The sequence below is a fragment of the Ancylomarina sp. YFZ004 genome, assembly GCF_054254355.1.
In genome coordinates, this window is sequence record NZ_JBTCHQ010000003.1 from 518,057 (window position 1) to 543,198 (window position 25,142).

The window sequence follows — 25,142 nt, forward strand, 5'->3', positions numbered from 1 at the left end:
TTAAATGGTACTAATGATTGAATTACGGACTGATCATTTTATTGAAAAATGCAATCCCAAATTTCGTTCACCTAATTTGCAAAAAAAAAGCCATATAAACATGTTTATACAGCTCTATATTTTAATAAAAAATACGCTATTTTGTGTCAGGTTCCTGGAAAATCATATTCAAAGTTTCCATAGGACTCGATTGTGTTTTATGATGATCTTTAAGATGGCTGATACAAGCTCTGGCAATCTTATTCATCAAATTCGAAGTGATCTTCTCAACACGTTTTAATTCATCTTCACTCATCTTTGAGCGGTGATATTCCAACTCCTTATCTCTAATCTTATTCAGATTATCCTTTAAAGCTACAATCACTGGAGACAAGAAAGTGACTTCTAACCAACCGTAAAACTCACGAATGGAATCGTCAATAATCTCTTCAGCTTGAGGAATACAGGTTAAACGCTGCTGCATGGCTTCAGAGGTATGCTCTGAAAGTTCGTCAACAGAAATCACCAAGACGTTTTCTAGGGAATCAATTGCCGTATCGACATTACGAGGTACCGATAAATCAAGAATCAGTTTACAAGCTTTAGTATTCTCAAAATGCTCCAACATCAAAGTTGGATGAGGGGCTCCTGTCGCTACAATGATCACTTCAGCCTTATTAACTTCTTCAGTTAAGTGCGACATGGCACGATAATTAATATCGAATTTTTTAGCTAATGCTTCGGCTCTTTCCACATTTCGATTCACCAGAGTCAGTGAACGATTCTCCATATGTTTTACCAAATTACTACAGGTATCTTTTCCAATCTCACCTGTACCAAAAAGTAAAAAGTTTGCCGACTCCAAATCAAGCACTTTATCCTTTATATACTGAACAGCAGCATGAGAAACTGATGCGGCACCACGGCTTAATTCAGTTTCATTTTTGATCTTTTTGCTGGCTTTAAATACAAAGGAAAAAAGTCGATTAAGGAAAGAGTTAATCATCTGATACTTCTCAGATAATTGATAAGCATTCTTCGCCTGCCCTACAATCTGGAAGTCACCCACAATCTGTGAATCGATACCAGAACAAACCTCATAAAGGTGTTTGATACAATCACTTCCCTGGATGGTGTAGCCATTATAGCGGAAATCTTTTTCGTTGCCTTTACAGTAACTTAAGAATAGTTTAGTGACTAAATCCATGTCCGAAGTATGGGCATAAATTTCTGTTCTATTACAAGTGGATAAAACAAGTAAACCTTCAACGCCAGATTCTTTAGCATCCCGAAGCAAGGCTTCCTGATCCATTTGGGTTAATGAAAATCGTCCTCTTACATCCAAAGCCGTTTTACGATATGAAACACCTAAAACGAAAAATTTCTGTAAATTCTCTCTTATTTGCGATGACATAAATTGATCTAATTTTGAGTTCTTCGCTAATATACTAGCACAATATAGGCTTGAGTCCTTACCAAATATATAATTAATTACCGAAAAATAACTATAAATTCTAATCGGTTTTATAATTCAGAAAGAACCAAAATTAGTTAAAAAAACCTAAATCTTTTAAATTCAGACTTTAACATCCTAAATGCTCGTATAATAAATTCACTCACTTATACTCCTAATAACTCAACACTTATCTGTTTTAGATAGATATTGGTTAAGGATTATGCATATCCTTATTAAAATAATCAAGGATAGTATTAATCATTTCAATTTTCACATTTGCTTTAGCATGCTCGGGTTGTAAGTCACTTACTTTGATATAAAAACTCAAAGCTTTAGCCATATCCCCAAGTTGATGATGAATCTCACCAATCATGAAATTAGCTTCTATATGATTTGGATCCAAATCAATAACCTTATAGTAATCGCTATGCGCCAATTGAAACTCTTCAGCTTCAAAGTGCAACTTAGCATTTGATAGTATATCTTGAATTTCTTTCATCTTTCTTATATGAATATCCTACAAATCTAGTCATTTCAGTCATTTTTGCCTATAAATAAAGATAAGAAAATCGTTTTTTATTTCACAGCCGGCAAAAAGTTCGCTTTAACGCATTATCACTGACTTAATTCAATGTTTTACACTTACAAAAATTGCTTCATATATATCTAAAAAGGGAATCAATCGAGGTATGACCAAAGTAATTTTACGGCCTGACCATAGTAATTGTTTCCAAACAAATTAAGATGATTTAGGACGTGATAAAGCATGTAGATATTTTGTCGATAATCGTATCCTTCGGGAAGCGGATAGGTTTTCTGATAACTGGAATAAAAACTGGCATCAAAACCACCAAAGAGCCTCGTCATAGCCATTTCAGCTTCACGATGCCCATAATAAACGGCTGGATCGATTAAACAAGGCTGTAATTGTGAATCGCATAAAAAATTTCCAGACCATAAATCGCCATGCAATAATGCTGGCTTTTCCTCACTACCTTCTAATATATCTTCTATCCTATTTTCCAATAGAATGAAACCATTTTTCAACTCGGGTCCCACTAAGCCTTTTTCTTCAGCAAGCTTGTATTGATAAAGTAAGCGCTTATTGTAATAAAAATCACACCAGTTCTCAGCTTCAACCTTATTGCAAGTATTAATCTGAGGCGTTTTTCCGATATAATTATCCTGAGGAAAACCAAAACGAAGCGCACCATATTGATGCAGTCGTGCCAACTGTCGACCAAAATTCGAAAAGAAGTCGTAGCTAGGCTCACCGATATGTATTTGCTCTAAAAGCAAGCAATCCTTGTCGACAAACAAAACTTCGGGTACACGAATGCATCCTGCTTTTTTCAGCTCATGCAAACCTTTAGCTTCCTTTTCAAATACATCAGGTGCAGAACATGTCGTTTTCATAAAACAAGTGCTGCCCTTTTCGAAAGTCAGCAACTCAGCTTTTGAGATACAGCCCCCACTTATTGACTTTGTGGACAAAACTTTTTGTCCTGCCCAATCTTCAACCTTTGATATAACGGTTCTATAGTTTTCCATTCAAATGATTTAACAAGCCATCACAAGCATCTTCAAGTAAGTCTAATACCAACTCGAAACCTGCTTCACCTCCATAATATGGATCTGGAACTGTCTTGTAATGCTTATATTTCGAACAATAGTCTGTCATTTTTACGATCTTCTTCAAGTCATCCTGATTTCTGGCTTGAGCTTGTAGATCTTTAATATTCTGATCATCCATGCCAATAATCAGATCAAACTCATCAAAATCTGTTTTAGATTTGAATTGGCGTGAGATACTTATCAGATCATAGGAACGACGTGCAGCATGTGTACGCATTCTAGCATCGGCTCTATTTCCTTCGTGATGGCCAATAATACCTGCAGAGTCACACGACAAGTCGGACGATTTACCTGCCTTTTCAATAACAGCATTCATAACTGCTTCGGCACTGGGAGAACGACAAATATTACCTAAACAGACAAATAATAAGGTCTTGGTCATTTTATTTTCCATGGATGGATTCAATTCTTGATTCATACAGCTTATTCTAATTATTTGCCAAATTTACAGAATTGCTAATACAATCAACCTGTGAAAAAATCAAAAATATTACCCAACTGACTGGTACTTCCTTTATAGATCTCTGTGTATTTGCAACGAGTACAACTGACCGTCGTAAATTTCTTGTTTTGCACATCGAATATTTTGGCAAAAGCACCACCAGTGGCTCGAAACTCATCTGTTTCGTAATTCATATTACCACACTTCACACAAATATATTTGGATTGATTCATCTCTTTTATTTTCATTTATAAGTTAAATATAATAAAATAAGTGAATATGATGGCCAATGGCCTAAAACGAAAAATGGCCGACACCTGAGGTATCGACCATTAATAATTTTGTTTTATTCTACAATTATGCTTTTTGCTTCATAAATGAGTTATAAGCTAAATAAGCACCTAATAAGATAAAAGGTATACTTAACCACTGTCCCATATTTAAAGCCATTCCTTCTTCAAAAGCTTCTTGATTCTCTTTAATAAACTCGATAAAGAATCGTGCTGTGAAAATCAGCATAAAGAAGGTTCCTATCAAACGTCCTGAGAACTCTTTAGCATTGGTTTTCCAATACATATACATCAGTATACCAAAACTAAATAGATAACAAAGGGCTTCGTATAGCTGAGCTGGATGACGAGCTGCCAGAGGTTCGTAAATTGAAGCTCTTACAAATTGAAATCCCCAAGCCAAATCGGTTTGCGTTCCAATAATCTCCGAATTCATCAAATTACCCGTACGGATAAAGAAACCGGCTAATGCCACTGGAATTGCAACTCTATCAAGAATCCATAACATAGATTTCTTACTCACTTTCTTAGAATAAAAGTAAAGAGCTGTTAAAATTCCAATTGTTGCTCCATGAGAAGCTAAGCCACCATGCCAGATCTTTAATATTTCAGATGGGTGCTGAGAATAGAATTCCCAACCGTAGAAAAACACATGACCTAAACGCGCTCCAATAACTGTTGCGATTAAGGTATACATGAATAATTTCTCGAGCCATTCTAAAGGAATCCCTTCCTTTTTGAACATTCGCTCAACAAGTTGATAACCCAATAAAAAACCAAGAGCAAACAGTAAACCATACCATCGTACTGCAATTGGACCTATCTTAAATATTTCAGGATCTACATCCCAGAAGATTGATAGTAGCATATTTGTTAGATATTTAATATTTATTAGAGCCTTGAGAAGAAGCCAATCTTCTCAAGGCTCATAAATTCCTTAAGCTGGTATTCCTTTACCGTGGCATTGCTTAAATTTCTTTCCACTACCACAAGGACAAGGTTCGTTACGACCTACTTTCTGAACGTTACGAACTGGTTCAGATTTTTTAGTCTCTTTTCTTCCATCGCTACTTAAATCATCTTTCGAAGTTTTAAGCCCACTCATATCTGTACGACGACGTTCTTTTGCTTCCTGAATTCCATCAGGCATTTGCATAGGAATGTGACCTTTCATAAGTGTTGCAACCACAGATTTGTTTGTCGTCTCAATCATCGTTTTAAACAGATTGAAAGACTCAAACTTATAAATCAATAAGGGATCTTTTTGCTCGTATGATGCATTCTGTACTGACTGCTTCAAGTCATCCATCTCACGAAGGTGCTCTTTCCATGAATCATCGATGGTAGCAAGAATAGCAACTTTTTCGTATGCTCTAACCAGCTCTTCAGCTTCAGTTTCATAGGCTTTCTTTAGATTCGTAACAACCTGGAAATTCTTAGTTCCATCAGAAATAGGTACAACAATATTCTCGTACATCTCTGCTTTAGTTTCATACACATCCTTAATAACAGGATATGCCTGCTTACTGATAGTTTCAACCTTACGTTTATGAGCACCTAATACGATCTCATACAATTTCTGGCTGATATCTTCTGGCTTTTCTTTCTTGAATTCTTCCTCTGAAATAGGAGATTCAATTGAAAGTACCCGTATTAATTCTAATTTAAAATCTTCGTAGTCACCACCATGGTATTCACTTACCAAAGCTTCACAAACATCAAACATCATGTTTGCAATATCCACTTGAATACGCTCGCCAAATAATGCATGACGACGACGCTTATAAATTACTTCACGCTGTGAGTTCATCACATCATCATATTCAAGCAAACGCTTACGAATACCGAAGTTATTCTCTTCAACTTTTTTCTGAGCACGCTCAATAGATTTAGAGATCATTGAATGCTGAATAACTTCACCATCCTCAATACCCATTCTATCCATCAACTTCACAATACGGTCAGAACTAAACAGACGCATCAAATCATCTTCCAATGAAACGAAGAACTGAGAAGAACCTACATCTCCCTGACGACCCGCACGACCACGCAACTGACGGTCGACACGACGAGAATCGTGACGTTCTGTACCGATGATAGCTAAACCTCCAGCAGCTTTCACTTCCTCGCTCAACTTAATATCGGTACCACGACCAGCCATATTGGTTGCAATGGTAACAGTTCCTTTATGACCTGCTTCAGCAACAATATCTGCCTCACGCTGGTGTAATTTTGCATTCAGTACATTGTGTTTAATGCCTCTTAGTTTCATCATTCGACTCAAAAGCTCCGAAATCTCAACTGAAGTGGTACCAACCAATACGGGACGACCTGCTTTTACAAGTTCTCCAATCTCATCGATAACAGCATTGTACTTTTCACGCTTGGTTTTATAAACTAAATCCTCTCTATCATCACGAGTAATTGGACGGTTTGTTGGAATCACCACCACATCTAACTTGTAGATATCCCATAATTCACCAGCCTCAGTTTCTGCCGTACCTGTCATACCCGAAAGTTTGTGGTACATTCTGAAATAATTCTGGAGTGTAATGGTAGCAAATGTCTGTGTTGCAGCTTCAACTTTCACACTTTCCTTCGCTTCAATCGCTTGGTGCAGACCATCAGAATAACGACGGCCTTCCATAATACGACCCGTTTGCTCATCAACAATTTTCACCTTACCATCCATAAGAACATACTCAACATCCTTTTCGAAAAGTGAATAAGCCTTTAATAATTGATTAATGGTATGCACGCGCTCCGATTTAACCGCATAGCTTTGGATCATTTCATCCTTAGTCTTCAGCTTTTCCTCATCAGACATATCTGATTTCTCAATCTCAGTAACCTCAGATCCGATATCTGGTAAAATAAAAAATGCAGTGTCATCACTATCATCAGTAATCAAATCGATACCGATGTCAGTTAACTCTATTGAATTTTGTTTTTCATCAATAACATAATACAAATCATCAGTAATGATGTGCATATTTTTGTTATTCTCCTGCATGTAGAAGTTCTCAGTCTTCAACAATAAAGCCTTATTCCCATGCTCACTTAAAAACTTAATAAGTGGCTTCATTTTAGGCATACCCTTGAATGTTCTAAGCAATAACTTAGCGCCTTCTTCATGCTCTTTTTTATCCTCACTCTTCAATAAACGCTTAGTTTCGGTGAACATTTTCATCACCAAATCCGTTTGAGCTTTAGCAAGTTTCTGAACTTTAGGCTTCAACTCATCGTATAATTGATGCTCGCCTCTAGGAACAGGACCTGAAATAATCAATGGCGTACGAGCATCATCAACTAATACCGAGTCAACCTCATCGACAATTGAATAGTTGTGACGACGCTGAACCAAATCCTTAGGATTGGTCGCCATATTATCACGTAGGTAATCGAAACCAAATTCATTATTTGTTCCGAAAGTAATATCACAAGCATATGCTGCACGACGCTCATCAGAGTTTGGTGTATGCTTATCGATACAGTCAACTGATAAACCGTGGAATTGGTAAATAGGTCCCATCCACTCCGAGTCACGCTTAGCCAGGTAATCATTCACGGTAATCAAGTGAACACCACGACCAGTCAAAGCGTTCAAGAATACTGGAAGTGTCGCAACAAGAGTCTTACCCTCACCAGTCGCCATCTCAGCAATTTTACCTTGATGAAGAACGATACCACCAATCAACTGCACATCGTAGTGAATCATATTCCATACGACCTCAGTACCACCTGCATCCCAAGAATTGAACCAAATAGCTTTGTCACCTTCAATTTGAACATGATTTGCACGAGTTGCCAAATCACGATCAAACTGTGTTGCAGTTACCTCAATCTCCTCGTTTTCAGTAAAACGACGAGCTGTTTCTTTAACGATACAGAAAGCAGCTGGTAGAATTTCATTTAGAACGTCTTCGATTTTATCATCGATACTCTTTTCTATATCATCGATTCTATCGTAAGTTTCCTCTTTCTCGTTTACTGCAAGACTTCCTTCTTCAATTTTCTCTTTCAATGCTGCAATTTCATCCTTCTCAGCCTTGATATAATCTTGAATCTTATCTTTCAACAATTGAGATTCGGCACGTAGTCCGTTAACATCTAATTGCTTGATTCTCTCGTATTCTTTCTTAATAACCTCCAAGTATGGAGTTAATTCTTTAAGGTCTCTATCTGACTTATTACCAAATAGTTTACCTAATGTTTTATCTACAAAACCCATCTATTTATTTGTCTATTGATTTTAAAAAGAAGCAGTTGTATTCAAATCAAAAATCTATTGATTCATGAATTATCAACTACAGATAATAGCATACTTATTCTTAATTCAGTGTTTGAATTAAAAAAACTGTATTAAATGTTAGAGAATTAAGATAATCCTGGAGCACGTATACTATTGGATCCGGCAAGGAAGATTGATTCGTATTGATAATCAAAAGCAGTAATTGCTTCTGGAATTTCAACACAAAGCGGCTCATATAGATGAACAGCATCCGAATTTAAATGTGGGAATTTTGGTAATTCCTTTATTAACGGTAAAGTCAAGCTTTTTGCCGCATATATTTCAGAAATTTCCGAAGTATTTTGGGCAGGAACAAGGATTGGCAAATTGTAGCCATCTTCAAAACTATCAGAATGATCGGCATACCAAGCAGCAAAACGTTGCACATCATCAACCAGTTCCTCGTAATCTACATTAGGAACGGCCGATGCACAAGCTGTAAGCACCGAAAAAACGACAATAAGATACCTGTTCATATCCATGGGAATCAAAAGTAATTAATTTTCTTGAAACACCTAAGACTTCTTAAGGTAGTTTGTTAGATTGAGGCTTTAAAAGACTAACACACCGAATTTCGACATTCAGTCAACTTTTCACTAGATAAAACCTACTCAAAAAAAAAGTCTGTTAGAATCAACTAACAGACTTTTCAATATATTATAGAATCAATTAAGCTTTTGTTGCATCAACAAAAACTCTTGATTTAAATTCTTTATCAATCATATAAAGACCATTACCCTGACAACCAATCATCTTAAGTTGATCGATAATTTCACTAACACCAGACTCTTCTTCTACTTGCTCGTCAACAAACCACTGCAAGAAATTAACTGTTGCATGATCTTTCTCAGCAATAGCAACATTAACACACTCGTTGATTAAGCTTGTCACAAGCTCTTCGTGCTTTAATGTTTCTTCGTAAATATTTAAAACACCTTCCCACTCAGAAGGCACCTCAGCTATTGGATCAAGAATAACTCTACCACCACGCTCATTTACGAAATCCATCATTTTCATAGCATGAGAAGTCTCTTCTTCAAACTGAACTTTCATCCAATTTGCGAATCCAGACATACCATTAGCATTCAGGTAATTTGACATAGATAAATAGAAATAAGCCGACCAAAATTCCTTGTTAATCTGATTATTTAAGATCGCTTCTACATTCTTATTAAGAGCCATAATATTATTTTTAGTGTTATGTTTTGATTTTCAAATTCAAAAATAATTCTAATTTATGATTTAGACATAAAATCTGAATAATTAATTTCCTAAATCATAAAAATAGAATCAAATTCATTTCTTACTACTCTTAAAGGTTTGCAAAAAAGTCATTCCCTTTATCATCAACAATGATAAAAGCAGGGAAATTTTCAACGCGAATCTTACGAACAGCCTCCATTCCCAATTCAGGGAAATCAATTACTTCAATTGACTTGATACTGTTTTTTGCTAAGACTGCAGCTGGTCCACCAATCGATCCTAAATAAAACCCGCCATTTTCTTTACAAGCATCAGTAACAGACTGATAACGATTCCCTTTGGCAACCATCACCATAGAACCACCAAGCTTCTGAAATGGACCTACATAAGAATCCATTCGACCTGCTGTAGTAGGACCGAAACTTCCTGAAGCCATTCCTTTAGGTGTTTTAGCTGGTCCTGCATAATATACTGGGTGATTTTTGAAATACTCAGGCATTTCTTTTCCTTCATCCAACATTTGTTGAATTCTTGCATGAGCCATATCACGAGCTACAATTAAAGTACCGCTTAAGCTTAAACGTGTTTTAATTGGGTATTTCGATAATTCCTTTCGGATATCTTCCATTGGTTGATCCAAGTTAATTTCAACCGCATCCTTCAAGTGTGGTGCTTCTTTTGGAAGGTATTTAAATGGCTCCCTCTCTAATTCTTCTAAGAAAATACCATCTTCATTAATTTTTGCTTTGATATTTCGATCAGCAGAACAACTTACGCCTAATCCTACAGGACAAGAAGCCGCGTGGCGTGGCAAACGAACTACTTTTACATCATGTACAAAATACTTTCCACCAAACTGAGCTCCAATTTCACTCTTTTGGCAAATCTCTTCAATTTTTTTCTCCCACTCTAAATCGCGGAAAGCCTGACCACCTTCATTACCTTCAGTAGGCAAATGATCGTAATAGCCTGCTGATGCTTTTTTTACCGTTGCTAAAGTTGCTTCGGCGGAAGTTCCTCCAATTACTAATGCTAAATGGTAAGGAGGACAAGCTGAAGTACCTAAATCACGAAGCTTGTTTGTTATAAAAGCAGTTAAGTTCTTTTCATTTAAAAGAGCCTTTGTTTCCTGATACAAGAAAGTCTTGTTTCCTGACCCACCACCTTTGGTCACGAATAGGAATTCATAAGCATTACCTTGATTGGCATAAAGGTCGATTTGTGCAGGTAAATTAGTTCCAGTATTCTTCTCTTCGAACATACTAAAAGGCACAACCTGTGAATAACGAAGGTTACGCTCTTGGTAAGTATCATAAACCCCCTGAGATAAATGCTTCGCATCATCTACTCCCGTATAAACGTCTTCTCCTTTTTTACCAACTACAATAGCAGTACCTGTATCCTGACAAGTAGGTAATTCACCTTCAGCAGCTACAACTTGATTCAATAGCATAGTATGTGCTACAAATCTATCGTTATCAGAAGCTTCAGGATCCTTAAGAATGGTTCTCAATTTCTCAAGATGCGCTGGACGCAAATAAAAAGAAACATCAGCAAAAGCTTGCTTCGAAAGCATTTCAAGACCCTTAGGATCTACTTTAAGGATTTTTCTTCCATCTACATCAATCGTTGACACAAAATCTTTTGTCAATAGACGGTATTTGGTTGTATCCTTTGTAATTGGAAAAGGTTTTTGGTAGTTAAAATCGGACATCTTTATTGCTTTAAAATTTGAATAGTCTAATCTATTTGATTCTATGATGGGATAAAAACCATCTACAGATTCACAAATTTAAACAATAATATAATTAGAGTCGATTTTTAGGAGGTGTATTCTACAACATCTTAGTTGTAAAACATATTTATGACTTAAGCGCAAAAAGAGCTACTCTGTCATCCATGACAAAGCGGCTTCGTATGTCGAAAAGGGTTTGGCATTTAGTTTTGAGCTCACATTATTGGCAATAATAACCAGAACAACCTGCTTTGGCGTTTCGGTTATTGCAGCTAATTTATAAGAATAAAGTTCTGGGTTTAATTTTAAAAATGCGGAAACTCGCTTAAAAACACTGGGGTTGATATCAAACTTAACACCTCTTAGATCCGTTATGATCCCAATTGTGTTTTCAGAGAGCATTTGATTTGCCATGATTTCCTCAAAAGAAGAAATCACATCTTTTAAGCTCGCATTATCAGAAAACTTTCTGCAAAGAATTCTTTTCTCAAAAACATCTATATATGAATATTCAACGTTCATTCAATACAAGTTTAGTCACCTCCAATATTATTCATATTAATAGATAAATGCAAACATGTTTGAATTTTGTAAAACATGTCATTACTTGGGAGATTGTTCTATTCATATTTTAGTCGTCAATATCTTCAATCATCCATTTTACCGATGCCTCATAAGTTGAGAAAGGCTTCACCTTAAGTTTTGAACTGAGCTTGCTTACAATAGTAGCGAGCACAACTTGTTTGGGAGAATCTGTTATGGCAGCTAATTTATACTTATACAATTCAGGATTCCTTTTCATGAAAGCTGACATCTTTTTAAACACTTTAGGGCTAATATCAAGCTTTACACCCCTAAGATCTGTAATAATTCCACATGTGTTATCAGCAAGCATATCCTTATCAATAATTTCCTCAAAAGAAGCAATCACATCATCTATACTTATCTCTTTTATGAATTCCCTGTATAGAATCCGACTCTTCTGGTAATCAATATAGGAATATTTTACATTCATGAATCGTTTGTAGATTGAATAGAAACTACAAATTATCCATAAAAATAGCCTAATACAAATATTAGGCTATTAAAAATCAATTCTCTTCAATTATTCTAGAATCCTAAAGCATCCAGAACCTTTTCATTCAAATATCTGTTCTTACCTATATACGGGTAACAATGAATATGAATTGCAGGGTTAAAATTCATCTCAATAATAGAATAGTTCTGTTCTGTTGCAGGTGACTGGACATCAGTAATCATCATATCCAAACCTGTTATTTCAACATCTAAAGCCTTTGTCGCTTTTATAGCAATATCTTTATAGGATTGGTGAATATCATCGGTAAAGTCTATACTATCCCCTCCAGTACTAATATTTGAATTCTCACGCAAATAAACGATATCATCAGTTACAGGGATACTATCAAAAGTCAAATTTTGATCAGTTAAGAACATTTCTTCTGCTTCACCCAAGCTAATTTTCTCTAGGGGTGTCACATAGCCTTTCCCTCGTAAAGGATCTAAATTCTTTTTAACAACTAATTCCCGAATTGTGGATTGACCGTCACCTTTTATATTAGCAGGAACACGATGTAAAATCCCCACAACCTTTTCACCCATTACAAAGAATCGAAATTCTCTACCAGGGACAAAATCTTCAATCAGGATACTATTATCATGCTCAAAGGCAATTTCAACAGCTCGCTGATACACCTCTTCTTTGTTATTTTCCTTAAGAATACTAATTCCTAAACCAAAATTGGTAGACTTCGGCTTAATGACGATAGCACGATCTTCAAAAAGTTCAAAATCTGAAAGAGCCTTTTTCTTGAACAAGTAATTCATCCCACCTGGTACACAGATACCAAACTCATCGAGAATGGTTTTAGTCACCAACTTATTCTCCATCATTAGAACTGAACTGTAGTTATCCAAAGATGTACGGGTCGCTTGCATCACATATTCAACTTTATCACCTTGTTTTAAACGCACGAAATTTTCATTCTGATCAAGAATTTCGAACTCCACACCACGACGTAAAGCAGCTTTAAGTAACAACTGAGTTGAGAGTTCTAAATTTTCAAAACCGTGAAAACGGAAACTACTAAGTTCAGTTTCAAATTGATACTTTTTAGCTTGCCTCATATGAAAGTCAATGAAACCTTCTTTTAAAATATCTTCCCTAATTTTTAGCGAGGTACGCACAACAGTTCCATCCATCAGTTCATCGCAATGCTTCATTGCTGAAATATATTGCTCTTGATCAGCTAATTGTGCTGTATTTATAAAATTCTGAATTTCAGAATAGATTTCTTTTCCGAAATCGTGAACGAGTATATCTTCACCTTTAAAATTGGAAAGCTTTAAGTCTGATTTGAGACCATAACAAGCTACAAGATCTTGATTATTTGCGGCAATTTCTTGCTGCTTCTTGTCGTAAGAATCTGGCTCATCTTTAAATAAACAATGCAGCAAGAATAAATGCACCATATTTAATCTGTCTTTCGATATGCCCGCTTTTTCATATGGGTCAAGATCTAACAAACGAACTTCTACATGGGATATCCTTTCATTCTCATCGAACTTTAATCGGATAGGCAAATAAAGTTCCTCTTGTCCTACCAATCGCCCTTCTTCAACTAAAGTAGAAATCGATTTTGTGAAGGCATCTAAACTATTGAAATCGACAAAATACTCCTCTTCATTTCGATACCCACCCGAACTCGTTCGTATTGATACAGCATGACCACAAACAACCTGTTTCTTCTCTCCTGTTTTTAAGGATTTCATTTTAAATGAAGGGTCAGAAACAGGGCTTGAACCGAAAAGCCAAACCAAATACCAACGGTAACGCATAAAATTACGTAACATTTTAAAATACAATTCTTCTCTAAAAGATTCAGCATTACCATCTGGACAACAAATCTTAACTAATTTTCTTTCTAGTCGATCTGATAAAGAAAAATTGTAGTGAATACCTGTCAGCATTTGTCTCTCACGACCATATCGCTTGGCCAAAACCTCACGATAGCGTTCTTTACCTACACCCTTATCACCAAATTGAGCAATAGGAATATCTTCTTCATCTGGCAACAAAGGAGGCAAAGACTGTGGCCACAATAATTCATCTCCAATATTTTGAGTCACCACATCATGAAGCGTCTCCAGAAAACCATGTACTTTATCAATACTATCTAAAGGAGGCGTAATCATTTCAACTTGAGATTCAGAAAAATCAGTGGTTATATAGGGATGCTTGAACTTATCACCCAATATCCCTGGATGTGGTGTTGTAGCCATGTGACCACTTTTATCCACACGCACATTTTCCTTCTCTATTCCAAACTTACCATCGCAAATACTGCTACGGATGCTTTTATGCTCTAGTACCTCAAATAGGTTTTTATGAATGGTTTTCATATCGTTAATTTCTTAAAATGATCTACTTCACTATTTTTCAATGGTCGTCACTGATATCCTTTATCTAATTCTAATAACACACATGCTAGTCATCATTTATCTCTTATTAAAAACAAAAACCTTTTCAAATCGCAGGTTATTCTTCCTAAAATAAGCCTTTAAAATAAAAAATAACAAAACACCTTTTATAATACTGGTCAAACTTATACTCCACCACACTCCGTTCAAGCTAAGGAAAGTGTAAAAACCTAATACATAAGCAATAGGTATGCGAAGACTTGTGAAAATGACACTTACAATTGCAGGTACTGATGTTTTACCAACACCGTGAAAATTTGCAGCAGCAATCATTTCCATACACATAAACAACTGGGAGATGGCTAATATATTCAAATAGCTCTTACCCATCGCTATACTTTCTGCTTCGGGCACAAATATTGAGAATAAAGTTTCGGGTATAAGCAAAAACATGAAAGTGGTTATCAGTCCCACAACAAAGGCCATTTGCCAGGCAGCACGAAAAACTTTAGGAATCTGATCCATATCCTTAGCTCCATAATGTTTTCCTACAGTAATAGTAACCGCTTGCATGAGACCACCTACAATCATAAAGGTAAAGGCTTCTATCTGAACACCAATTTTTTGGACTGCAATAGCAGTAGGTCCCCATGAAGCAATAATGCGAGCCATTACAATATAAATTAATGAAAACGAGATACGCTGAATAGCCGCAGGAAAACCAACTTGAACAATAGACTTAATTTTATCTAAATGTGGGAAATAACCTCTTAACCTAATAGATGAACCGTGTTTGAAAGCTAAAATAAAATAGGTTAACGACACAGTACGACCAATAATGGTTGCATAAGCAGCACCCTCAACACCTAAATCTAAAAGAAAAATAAAAATTGGATCTAGGATGATATTAAGAGAGGTTCCAATCAAACTTGCCTTGAGTGATATTTTAGTTTTACCCTGAGCATTAAATATCGAAATGAAAAATAAATTTGTAAAATTCAGAACACCTCCAGCTGCTGCAATAATCAAATACGAAGTTGCCATCTCATTGACATGAGCATTCTTCATTTCAAAGAAACCAATAAATTCACCTGGCCAAATCAGTAGCACAGAAGTAAACATAAGTGAAAGGAAACCAATACCCCATAGACCCGAAATTGCATATCGGCCTGCTGAATTCAAATCTTTAGCACCTATTGAATGTGCAATCTTAACATTAACACCTACAGTAATAACGGAAGCAAGAGCCCAGCCAATATTAATAAAAAAGCCTGCTGATCCAACTGCAGCAACAGCATTACTACCCAGTTCTCCGACCCAAATCATATCGGTTAGGTTGTACGCTGTGTGTAAAAGATGTGCTCCAATTATGGGCAAAGCCAGAGTCAACAAATCTTTACCTACCTTAGAAAGAGATAATTGAGTCTTAATATTCTTTAATAATCTATATATCATTAGTGTTTTGCCTATCTTCAGTCTTGGATGAGTTATAAAATCACGCATTCGCGCAATATCTCACAAAAGTATCTATTGCAATTTGATTGTCAAAATTGAAAGAAGTTTTAACAAATTATTAATTAAAACAATTTATATCCTTCAGATTCAAACCAACTAATTTAATCAGAAATTATTCATTAAGCTTGATTAACTCTCATTTTTTAAATTTAGTTTTGATCCCAAATTTTAATCAGTCTATTTTATTAATTTCGTTGTGAAATTATCAATAGAATCCTACACAAAACACAAGCTCAAAATCATGATACATCAACTTCTGAAACAACAATTTGGCTTTCAATCTTTTGGTAAAGGTCAAGAAGAAGTGATTACTAAAATTACCAACAGAGAATCTGCGATTGCTATTTTCCCAACTGGTTCTGGAAAATCTCTTTGCTATCAGCTGCCTGCTCTAACGCTTCCAAACTTAACTTTGGTTGTTTCGCCTCTCTTGGCTTTGATTCAGGATCAACTTGATTTTCTGCACTCAAAAAACATATCAGCGGTTCGAATTGATTCTAGCCTAACAAGAGAAGAAGAAGTTGAAGTGATGAAAGGCATTAAGGATAAGAAACACAAGATCCTTATGATATCTGTAGAACGGTTTAAGAACGAACGCTTTCGTCGTTTCCTAAAGGAGATTCCCATATCATTACTTGTTGTAGACGAAGCTCACTGTATCTCAGAATGGGGACACAATTTCCGTCCAGATTATCTTAAGTTACCTGCCTATCAAAAAGAATTCAATATTGAGCAAAGCCTATTGTTGACAGCTACTGCAACACCAAGGGTTATTGAGGATATGTGCAAGAAATTTAATATTTCTAAAGAAAATGTAAATGTCACAGGTTTTTATCGTTCTAATCTGGACTTACAGGTTCTACCGGTGAGGCAAGTTGATAAGAATCAGATTTTAGCTAACATGCTTTCAAAGAAACAAGAGGAAGCAAGTATCATATATGTGACACTACAAAAAACAGCTGAAAATGTGGCAAGTTTCCTAAGCTCTAAAGGAATTGCTGCAACCGCCTATCATGCTGGCTTGAAAAATGAGATGAGAGAATCCATTCAAAATCGTTTCATGAAAAGCGAGATTAATTGCGTCGTTGCTACCATTGCCTTTGGAATGGGAATTGACAAAAGCAATATTCGCAACGTGATTCATTACGACTTGCCCAAGTCTATAGAAAACTATTCTCAAGAAATTGGCCGCGCAGGAAGAGATAATCAGCCAGCCAACTGTGTGGTTTTAGCAAATCGAGACAATGTTAATATCCTTGAAAACTTTGTATATGGCGATACACCAGAATATGAGGGCATCAAAAAGTTACTGGATATCATTCAATCCGCTGGTGAGATTTGGGATGTGAGATTAATTAATATTCCTGCTTTATGCAACATTCGCATGTTGCCTATTAAGACCTTATTGGTTTATCTTGAGATCATGGGCATCCTCAAGCCTCTCAACTCCTACTTTGCCACGTATCGGTTCACTCTAAACATTGATGATCAAACAATAATCAACAAGTTTAAAGGCGAAAGAAAGGAATTCATTCAAGAAGTATTCGACACATGCAATAAAGCTAGAAAATGGTGGACTGTCGATTTTGATAATATCAAAGAAAATCCTAAGCTCGATCGCCAACGCATTATTGCAGCTCTTGAATATTTTAGTGAACAAGGCTGGTTAGCACTAGAAGCTTCTCAAATGGCAGACGTCTTTTCAATAAAGGATTCAAACTTCGACACAGAAAAATTAGCTAAAGATCTTTTTGAAAAATTCAAGCAAAAAGAAGGCGCTGAAGTCAAACGAATTGAGAATATGATCTCCTTGTTTGAATCAGAAAGCTGTTTGAGCACAAGGTTAGCAGCCTATTTTGGAGAAACATTACCAATAGATGAGTGTGGTCATTGCTCTGTATGTTCTTCAGGCGCTGTTAAAATTGCTCAAACGGATAAACTTCCTGAATTTGAAAATTACAATTTCGAGGAGTTAACTCAAAAATTACGTAATAGCCTTAAGGGCAAAGAAAGCCCGGAATTGATCACTAAATTCCTATGTGGAATCTACACACCAAAATTCACAACAATTAAGGCTAAAGGAATGCCTGGCTTTGGGAAACTGGAAAGATACCGCTATCAGGACATACTAAATTGGGTTGAGGATAGTTTAAAGGTCTAAGAGGGAAAGGTGAAAGTGTGAAAAAGTCAAGGTTCACTGATGTGGACATCGGGAATATCTGTAACTCAAAATTAGATAATTCACCCTTTATTCCCGCAGCTTTAAGTTTGATTCACTTTATCCTTTAGACTTATTTACTTTAACCTTAAAATTACAAATTCATCTTTTGTTTCAGGTCGTTTCGATAGGAACGACCTACAGGCAATTCTTTTTCTCGTAAGTAGACTGTATTACCAGATATGGATTCAATTTTTGCCAGAGGAACAATAAATTGGCGATGTATGCGAATAAATCGGTCAGATGGAAGCATATCTACCAAATGAGAAAGCGTTTCACGACTAACAAGCTTCCCTCCTTCATGTCGGCAGATGGCATAATCGCCAAAACTCTCGAAATAATCGATTTTATCTAAAGAGAGACGAACAATCTTTTTATCTACCTTCAAATTAATCATTTCATCAGCCGGCGTAATTGCAATGACAGCTTCTAATTGTTTTTTCTGTCTATCATGATAACGATTCACAGCACGAGCCATTCGATCCAAAGAGATGGGTTTCATCAAATAGTCCACCACATCTAAATCGAAAGCTTCAACGGCATAATTTCTATATGCTGTCGTAAAAATAAGAGCAGGCGCATTTTTCAAGGACTTTAAAAATTGTAAGCCATTCATTTGAGGCATTTCAATATCCGAGAAGATTAAATCGACCTCATTCTCTCTAAGAAAACTCATAGCTGATGGTGATGAATTAAAACGACCAACAACTTCCATCTCAGGGAAGCTCTCCAAATGTCTTTCTATTATACGAATAGCGATAGGTTCGTCATCTAGCAGGAGGCATCTTATTTTTCGCATAATTCTCTATTTAAAATCATCAATCGTAATTCTACTTTAAAATACCCTTCTTCTTTTTTAATGATCAGACTATATTTTCCTGGATAGATCAGATCGAGGCGTTTCTGAAGATTCTCTAAACCAATACCACCATTCCCTTTAGGTTCATCACTATTATTAATAGGATTCTTAATTGTAAAGCAAAAATCTTTCTCCAAATTTAAACTAATCGAAATGGTACTCGCAACACCATCATTTCTAGCTGTGTGCTTAAAAGCGTTTTCTACCAAAGGTAAAAAAAGTAAAGGCGCTATCATTCCATTCATTTGCTTACCTTCCTCTAAGTCTATATCCAGATTAATAGCATCACCGAAACGACCTTTCTGAATCGCTGCATAGTTTTCAACTAGTTCGAGCTCCTTTGTAATTGGAACCTATTCAGTATTGCAACCATAAAGCGTGTAATCTAGAATTTCAGACAAGAGCATGATCATTCGCGGTGTTTCTTCCGATTTTTCAAGACTCAAACCATAAATACTATTCAAGGAATTAAATAAAAAATGAGGATTGACTTGAGCCTTCAGCAAACTCAACTCAGCTTCTTTTAAACGTAACTCAGTCTCTACCTTTATTTTATCCTGTTGTTCTCTTAGTCGTTGTTCTTGCAAACTTCTTTGAAGTTGGCGATAGGCAACCCCAACCAAAATTACAAAGTATAAACCTACGAGTAAAAAACGAACATCCATGGTTGCAGGATCAATTCCAGCAAGAGAATAATTCCAAACTAAAGCATAAAGACCTGCAATAATCATGGTTTCAATGCTCATTGACAAACAGAACAAGTAAAATAGATATAACCAAAATCTGAAATAGCGCTTTGTTAATAAATATCGGGGAATTAGAAAATTGTTCAAAAAACGTGTACAAACGTAAGCAAGAGGCACAAAACAAAGACAAAAGATTAAAGCGTTATAATAATCTTGGCTATATAGGCCAAAGAACACCGAAATGAATAAAAAAGCTATAAACCAAGTCAGCAGTGATAGAGCTGTTCTTCTCCAGTCTCCAATAAATTTTAAACCCAAATTTGAAATTTTCATCATAGCAGTTACGAAAATAGATATTTTAGTCTGAAGCAAAAACCTTTTACTTATGATATACGACAAACAGTCAAATTATAAGCTTAACGACAAATCAATATCATTGTACATGATCGAAGAAACCTTTTACACATCACACACACAAACCTCCAACAAACAAAGCATTATGATACAACATCATAAAATTCATCTCACATATGAAAACGATTGACTTGTATATAAAAAACGACTTAGCCTTATTTATATGTCATTCAACTTAAGTCTTTAACAGTTAAACGCAATAAATTTGAAAAGAAATTAACAAGCGATAGGTTTGATTCGTATTTTTGTTTAACCTAAACTTTTAAAAACATGATCGATCTTTTCTTTCAAGGCGGTACCCTATTCATGACTGTTATAGTGCTTACTGGACTGGGCGCCATTATATGGTCACTATTAACTTTAATCAAGTTTCTAAAACTTGGTTTTGTTACGAAACGACATTTAGATGCCATTTTATTCTTAGGAAGTATAAGTTTTTTCCTCGGCCTTCTTGGTCAAGGTATAGGCCTTTCAAATGCCCTTAATTCCATTCAAGATGTCCCATCAGTTTCACCAGCAGCAGTTGTTGGCGGATTAAAAGTAAGTATGATCCCACCTTTAACAGGTGCCATACTATTCTCTATCGCGGGCATTTTCTGGTTTGTTCTACGTTACATGAATGCAAGAAAACAAGAAGCTTAGAAAATCCCTAAGATTATAACAACCTACTAATTTGCCACAATCTCAAGACTGAGATTGTGGCTTTATTTTTGCCTTACTATTCGACACAAAACAAATCATAATCATTCTTTATGTTTTTTACATTTAATTTAACAAATTAAAAAAATATCTTTACTACCATCAAATAACTAATCACGACTAAAAAAACAAAGTGTAACTATTTCACGACCCAATTCGTTACTCTTAATGAAAACCCAAAATCAAATTATGACAAGAAACATTTTCATCCTACTATTCTGCCTGTTTTCATTTAAAGGCCACACCCAACAATTAAGTGGAAACATTTCAGACCTTGAAGGAAAACCTATTCCCTTTGCTAACATATTTATCAAAGAATTAGCTACCGGAACCACATCGAATATAGATGGACAATATCATTTAGATCTTCCTGAGGGTGATTGGCAACTTCATTATCGATATATGGGCTATAAAACCAAGGAAGTAAAAGTTAGCATGGGGCAAAATAATATGGAATTGGATGTTGCCCTTGCCCCCCAAACATACCAACTAAAAGAAGTGAAAATATTGGCAAGTGGTGAAGACCCTGCCTATTTCGTCATGCGAAAAGCTATTGGCATGGGTGATTATTATACCAAGCAGGTTAGCGAGTATACCAATAAGGTTTATTTGAAAGGTTCTGGTAAAATCACCAGTGTACCCCGCTTGTTCAAAAAGAAACTGGCAGAAGAAGATATTACAGTTGGAAGAGTTTTCGTCACAGAAAATATATCGAAAATCCATTTTCAACTTCCCAATAAAATTGAAGAAGAAGTTATTTCTATTCGGTCTTCAGGTTTAGATGACCAGGTAAACCCCATGCGATTTAGTACATTAAATCTTTACAATACACGCGACGAAGGTTTTATATCGCCTTTAGATAAGGCTGCTTTTACAGTCTATAAATTTCAATTGGTATCCCTATTTGAAGATCAAGGCAGAACGATCAACCAAATAAAAGTGATTCCAAAAAGGAAAGGGAAAGATTTATTTAATGGTTTTATCTATATCGCTGAAACCTTCTGGAACATTCATTCGGCAGATTTAAAACTAAAGCTTCCTATGACTCATGTTCACATGCATCAAATATACGCACCTGTAAGTAAAGATGTTTGGATGCCAGTTAGTCTGGACTACAAAATCAAATTCAAAGGAATGGGCTTCGGTTTGGAAGGCATGTATGTGGCTTCAATCAAAGATTATGAAGTAATATTGAATCCCGATTTAGATCATGACTATTTAAATCAAGAAGAACTGGCTAGAAAACAAGAAACTGAAGATATAAATAAGCTAAGCAACACAGAAGAATCAAAAGTTTTATCAGCTAAAGAAATAGAACGCAAGGCTGAAATTCAGACGCTTCTTGAAAAGCCGGATATGAAGAACGCCGATATGCGAAAGCTTGCTAGATTGATGGAAAAAGATAATTCAAAAAACAAAAAAGAGAAAGTTAGAGAGCCCCTGGAGATTAAGATCGAAAAGGTGAAAATGGCTAAAGGTGCCAAGACCAAAGATTCTTTATATTGGGACGAAATGCGCCCTATCCCACTCTCAAAAGACGAAAAAATCAGCTTTGTACAGAAAGATTCCATCGTAAAAGTTAAAAACACACCCGAATATAAAGATTCGGTACGTAGAGCCAACAGAGAGTTTAAGTTTGACCACCTACTTTGGGGCAAGACCTACAAGTATAAAGAATCGAACTCACGCTTGTCTACTCCAGGATTATTGAGCTTTGATAAAGTATCATACAACACGGTGCAAGGTTTTACATTCGATGCACCCTTCTCTTATTCAAAAAGTGATACACTAGGGCATTATTTTCAGGCAAATTCAGATCTCACTTATGCTTTCTCGCGTGAGCATCTTGATTTCACTCTTGGAAGTAAATACCGTTACAATGGAATGAAAAGAGCCTGGTTGGGTTTCAAGGCCGGTAGTAAAACTGTCGATTTTAACGAATATTCTGGAATTGACCCGATGCTAAATATGATAACGTCTTTGTATTATAAAGACAATCATATGAAATTATACGATAAGAATTTTGTGAATATCTGGCACCAAACTGATCTTAGTAATGGTTTAAACCTTTATACACGATTGGAATATGCCAATAGAAAACAGCTTTATAACAACAATAAATTCTACTTCACTGGTCCAAAGGATAACAAATATAGTCCGAACGCACCAGTAGGAATAAATCCAGACCTTATCCGTGATAATAAAGCCCTAACTTTAACTGCGCGCCTGGAATACACGCCTCGCCACAGATATACAGTAAAGAAAGGTGTCAAACGAATGACATCCTATCACTCACAGCCAACTTTTGGCCTGCTATACAAACAAGGCATCAAGGGTATATTAGACTCTGAAACAGATTTCTCATTCTTAGAAGCCTCGGTAAAACAAGAATTCCAGATGGGATTTAACGATCGATTAGCTTATAACTTAAAGGCGGGTTCTTTCTTATCGAACAAGCAAACTTACTTTGCCGACTATCGTCAATTTGGAACCAGCAAACCGGTCTTTATGATTGGTGGTGACATGAACACATTCCGCTTATTGGATTATTACCAACATGCAACAAATAAAGAATACGCTGAAGCTCACGTGCAATACACATCCGATCGATTCTTATTAAAACGCCTCCCTATCTTGAATAACTCTTTGGCTATACAAGAAAAGATATTTGTTAACTACCTGACCCACGCAGGGAAAAAGAATTATTGGGAAGTTGGTTATGGTTTAACTCAAATCTTCCTTCTTCTTGATTTGGAAGTTGTTTGGAGTTTCGACGGAAAGCAGCACAAAGAAACAGGATTAAAAATCAAGTTTAATATCTAGGGGGTTCCCTAGATATTTTTCCTTGCAGCTTCCTTTTCTTTCAGCTTATTTGACTTTCTTTGTGCAAAATTTGAATTTATGCCAATAAAACGTCATCCTAACTTACCTTTTGCCCCATCCAAATTTCCAATCTTTTACGGATGGATGGCCATGATTGCTGCCACATTAGGAATCATCTGTTCAATACCTGGTCAAACTATCGGGGTATCAGTTTTCACCGATTACCTGATCGATTCGCTGCAACTATCTCGTGACGCGCTAAGTTCAGCCTATTTGATTGGAACCGCTATGAGTTCTTTATTTCTGACCAAGGCTGGGAAAGTATACGATAAGTTTGGTGCACGTTTCACTGCAATTCTTGCTGGATGTGTATTAGCACTAACCCTACTACTCTTCTCCATAAGCGATCAAATGAGTAACAGTATTTCTTCGTGGACAAATATATCATTCTCAGCGGTCAGTTTTGTGTTGGTTTCAGCTCTATTCTTTATGCTCCGATTTTCAGGACAAGGAGTATTGACTCTAGCTTCACGAAATATGCTAATGAAATGGTTCAATAAAAACCGCGGATTAGCCAATAGTATTTCATCGGCCGTTCAATCTTTCGGATTTGCAGTAGCGCCTCTTTTTGTAGCAGGCTTAATTCATAGCACCGATTGGAGTGCGGCATACCTAATTATGGCAGCCATCATCGTCACTTTTATCATCTTTGCCTATATTTTCTATAGAGATAACCCTGAAGAGTGTGGACTTATTCCAGATGGAAAGGTAATTGAAGAGAAAAAGAAAAAAGCGTTTAAGGATAGTAACAAACAGTTCACTTTAAAAGAAGCAAAGAAGACACCTGTCTTTTGGGTTTATGCTCTGGCCATTGCCTTTAGTGCCTTCTTTATAACAGGCTTCACTTTCAATGTGGTTTCCATATTCGAGATTGCAGGATATAGCGAACAGAAAGCACTTAGTATCTTTATACCAGCTTCGCTGATATCTATCGTTGCTGCACTTGCAGGAAATGTGATTAGCGACTATATGCCACTTAAGAAAATTCTGATTATTTATCTGATTGGCTGCTTGCTTTCTTGTATTGGTTTATCCTTCCTTTCGCATTGGAGCGGTTACTACGTTCTGATTCTCGGAAACGGTATTATGGGTGGACTATTCTCGGTACTGGCTGCCATAACCTGGCCTCGCTTTTTCGGTCGCGACCATTTAGGAGCTATTAGCGGATTGGCCATGTCACTCATGGTATTTGGTTCAGCTTTGGCACCCCTATTCTTCAGCCGTATTTTCACCCTTACGGGTAGCTACCAACTTGCAGGTCTAGCAGGTGGTGTTTTAGTCATCATTCTACTTTTGTTCTCTTTAAAGCTGAACAACCCGCAGGAAGATTAATATCCAAGGATAAAAGAAAGAAGCTTAAAGGATAATCCCGATTCTCGGGACCAGCAATCCCGAAACT

At 36.2% G+C, this 25,142-nt stretch carries 21 protein-coding genes; 4 read left to right on the top strand and 17 right to left on the bottom strand.

What is annotated here, in order from left to right; translation table 11 throughout:
• Positions 1–136: 136 nt before the first annotated feature.
• From hemA to ACXR6G_RS07730, 14 genes are all read right to left on the bottom strand, one after another.
• Positions 137–1,393 (bottom strand): glutamyl-tRNA reductase, encoded by a 1,257-nt coding sequence (gene hemA / locus ACXR6G_RS07665; RefSeq protein ID WP_458360830.1) that lies wholly within the window; start codon positions 1,391–1,393, stop codon positions 137–139.
• A gap of 253 nt (positions 1,394–1,646) precedes the next feature.
• Entirely contained in the window at positions 1,647–1,934 is a 288-nt protein-coding gene (locus ACXR6G_RS07670; RefSeq protein ID WP_458360831.1) for a tetratricopeptide repeat protein, read from the bottom strand.
• A gap of 179 nt (positions 1,935–2,113) precedes the next feature.
• Positions 2,114–2,986, bottom strand: coding sequence for a fructosamine kinase family protein (locus ACXR6G_RS07675; RefSeq protein WP_458360832.1), 873 nt, complete (start codon positions 2,984–2,986; stop codon positions 2,114–2,116).
• A complete protein-coding gene (locus ACXR6G_RS07680) occupies positions 2,973–3,488 on the bottom strand; it encodes a low molecular weight protein-tyrosine-phosphatase (protein WP_458360833.1) in 516 nt (171 codons plus the stop codon). The genes ACXR6G_RS07675 and ACXR6G_RS07680 overlap by 14 nt, the downstream gene beginning before the upstream one ends.
• Before the next feature lie 47 nt (positions 3,489–3,535).
• The gene (locus ACXR6G_RS07685; protein ID WP_275121810.1) at positions 3,536–3,745 is read right to left on the bottom strand and encodes a zinc ribbon domain-containing protein; all 210 of its coding nucleotides are present in this window, start codon (positions 3,743–3,745) and stop codon (positions 3,536–3,538) included.
• Between the two features lie 124 nt (positions 3,746–3,869).
• The gene (gene lgt, locus ACXR6G_RS07690; protein ID WP_458360834.1) at positions 3,870–4,670 is read right to left on the bottom strand and encodes a prolipoprotein diacylglyceryl transferase; all 801 of its coding nucleotides are present in this window, start codon (positions 4,668–4,670) and stop codon (positions 3,870–3,872) included.
• 69 nt (positions 4,671–4,739) lie between these two features.
• Complete coding sequence (gene secA / locus ACXR6G_RS07695) at positions 4,740–8,033, bottom strand: preprotein translocase subunit SecA (RefSeq protein WP_458360835.1); 3,294 nt, start codon at positions 8,031–8,033, stop codon at positions 4,740–4,742.
• A 146-nt stretch (positions 8,034–8,179) separates the two neighbouring features.
• Positions 8,180–8,569, bottom strand: coding sequence for a hypothetical protein (locus tag ACXR6G_RS07700; RefSeq protein WP_458360836.1), 390 nt, complete (start codon positions 8,567–8,569; stop codon positions 8,180–8,182).
• Between the two features lie 193 nt (positions 8,570–8,762).
• Positions 8,763–9,275 carry a ferritin gene (locus ACXR6G_RS07705; protein WP_458360837.1) on the bottom strand — a complete coding sequence of 171 codons (513 nt, stop codon included), beginning with the start codon at positions 9,273–9,275 and terminating at the stop codon, positions 8,763–8,765.
• 130 nt (positions 9,276–9,405) lie between these two features.
• Positions 9,406–11,010 carry a fumarate hydratase gene (locus ACXR6G_RS07710; protein ID WP_458360838.1) on the bottom strand — a complete coding sequence of 535 codons (1,605 nt, stop codon included), beginning with the start codon at positions 11,008–11,010 and terminating at the stop codon, positions 9,406–9,408.
• A gap of 171 nt (positions 11,011–11,181) precedes the next feature.
• Positions 11,182–11,553, bottom strand: coding sequence for a hypothetical protein (locus ACXR6G_RS07715; protein ID WP_458360839.1), 372 nt, complete (start codon positions 11,551–11,553; stop codon positions 11,182–11,184).
• 109 nt (positions 11,554–11,662) lie between these two features.
• Positions 11,663–12,046 carry a hypothetical protein gene (locus ACXR6G_RS07720; RefSeq protein WP_458360840.1) on the bottom strand — a complete coding sequence of 128 codons (384 nt, stop codon included), beginning with the start codon at positions 12,044–12,046 and terminating at the stop codon, positions 11,663–11,665.
• Between the two features lie 95 nt (positions 12,047–12,141).
• Positions 12,142–14,451: a bifunctional glutamate--cysteine ligase GshA/glutathione synthetase GshB gene (gene gshAB / locus ACXR6G_RS07725; protein ID WP_458360841.1), complete on the bottom strand. Its 2,310-nt coding sequence runs from the start codon at positions 14,449–14,451 to the stop codon at positions 12,142–12,144.
• Between the two features lie 96 nt (positions 14,452–14,547).
• The gene (locus ACXR6G_RS07730; protein WP_458360842.1) at positions 14,548–15,924 is read right to left on the bottom strand and encodes an MATE family efflux transporter; all 1,377 of its coding nucleotides are present in this window, start codon (positions 15,922–15,924) and stop codon (positions 14,548–14,550) included.
• A gap of 301 nt (positions 15,925–16,225) precedes the next feature.
• On the opposite strand from ACXR6G_RS07730, the gene ACXR6G_RS07735 reads away from it, so the two are divergent.
• Positions 16,226–18,145, top strand: a complete 1,920-nt coding sequence (locus tag ACXR6G_RS07735; RefSeq protein ID WP_458360843.1) for a RecQ family ATP-dependent DNA helicase — start codon at positions 16,226–16,228, stop codon at positions 18,143–18,145.
• Positions 18,146–18,296: 151 nt separating this feature from the next.
• Here the strand turns inward: ACXR6G_RS07735 and ACXR6G_RS07740 are convergent, their stop codons facing one another.
• The 3 genes from ACXR6G_RS07740 to ACXR6G_RS07750 all read right to left on the bottom strand — a co-directional run bounded on the left by ACXR6G_RS07740 (position 18,297) and on the right by ACXR6G_RS07750 (position 19,807).
• Positions 18,297–19,001, bottom strand: coding sequence for a LytR/AlgR family response regulator transcription factor (locus tag ACXR6G_RS07740; RefSeq protein WP_458360844.1), 705 nt, complete (start codon positions 18,999–19,001; stop codon positions 18,297–18,299).
• Positions 18,989–19,306, bottom strand: a complete 318-nt coding sequence (locus ACXR6G_RS07745; RefSeq protein WP_458360845.1) for a hypothetical protein — start codon at positions 19,304–19,306, stop codon at positions 18,989–18,991. The genes ACXR6G_RS07740 and ACXR6G_RS07745 overlap by 13 nt, the downstream gene beginning before the upstream one ends.
• A 108-nt stretch (positions 19,307–19,414) precedes the next feature.
• A complete protein-coding gene (locus ACXR6G_RS07750) occupies positions 19,415–19,807 on the bottom strand; it encodes a histidine kinase (protein WP_458360846.1) in 393 nt (130 codons plus the stop codon).
• A 660-nt stretch (positions 19,808–20,467) separates the two neighbouring features.
• Between ACXR6G_RS07750 and ACXR6G_RS07755 the strand changes: the two genes are divergently transcribed.
• The 3 genes from ACXR6G_RS07755 (at position 20,468) to ACXR6G_RS07765 (ending at position 25,075) form a co-directional block, all read left to right on the top strand.
• Positions 20,468–20,803 carry a MotA/TolQ/ExbB proton channel family protein gene (locus tag ACXR6G_RS07755; protein WP_458360847.1) on the top strand — a complete coding sequence of 112 codons (336 nt, stop codon included), beginning with the start codon at positions 20,468–20,470 and terminating at the stop codon, positions 20,801–20,803.
• Positions 20,804–21,049: 246 nt separating this feature from the next.
• The gene (locus tag ACXR6G_RS07760; protein WP_458360848.1) at positions 21,050–23,683 is read left to right on the top strand and encodes a DUF5686 and carboxypeptidase regulatory-like domain-containing protein; all 2,634 of its coding nucleotides are present in this window, start codon (positions 21,050–21,052) and stop codon (positions 23,681–23,683) included.
• A gap of 78 nt (positions 23,684–23,761) precedes the next feature.
• Positions 23,762–25,075, top strand: a complete 1,314-nt coding sequence (locus ACXR6G_RS07765; protein ID WP_458360849.1) for an MFS transporter — start codon at positions 23,762–23,764, stop codon at positions 25,073–25,075.
• The last annotated feature ends 67 nt before the right edge of the window (positions 25,076–25,142 follow it).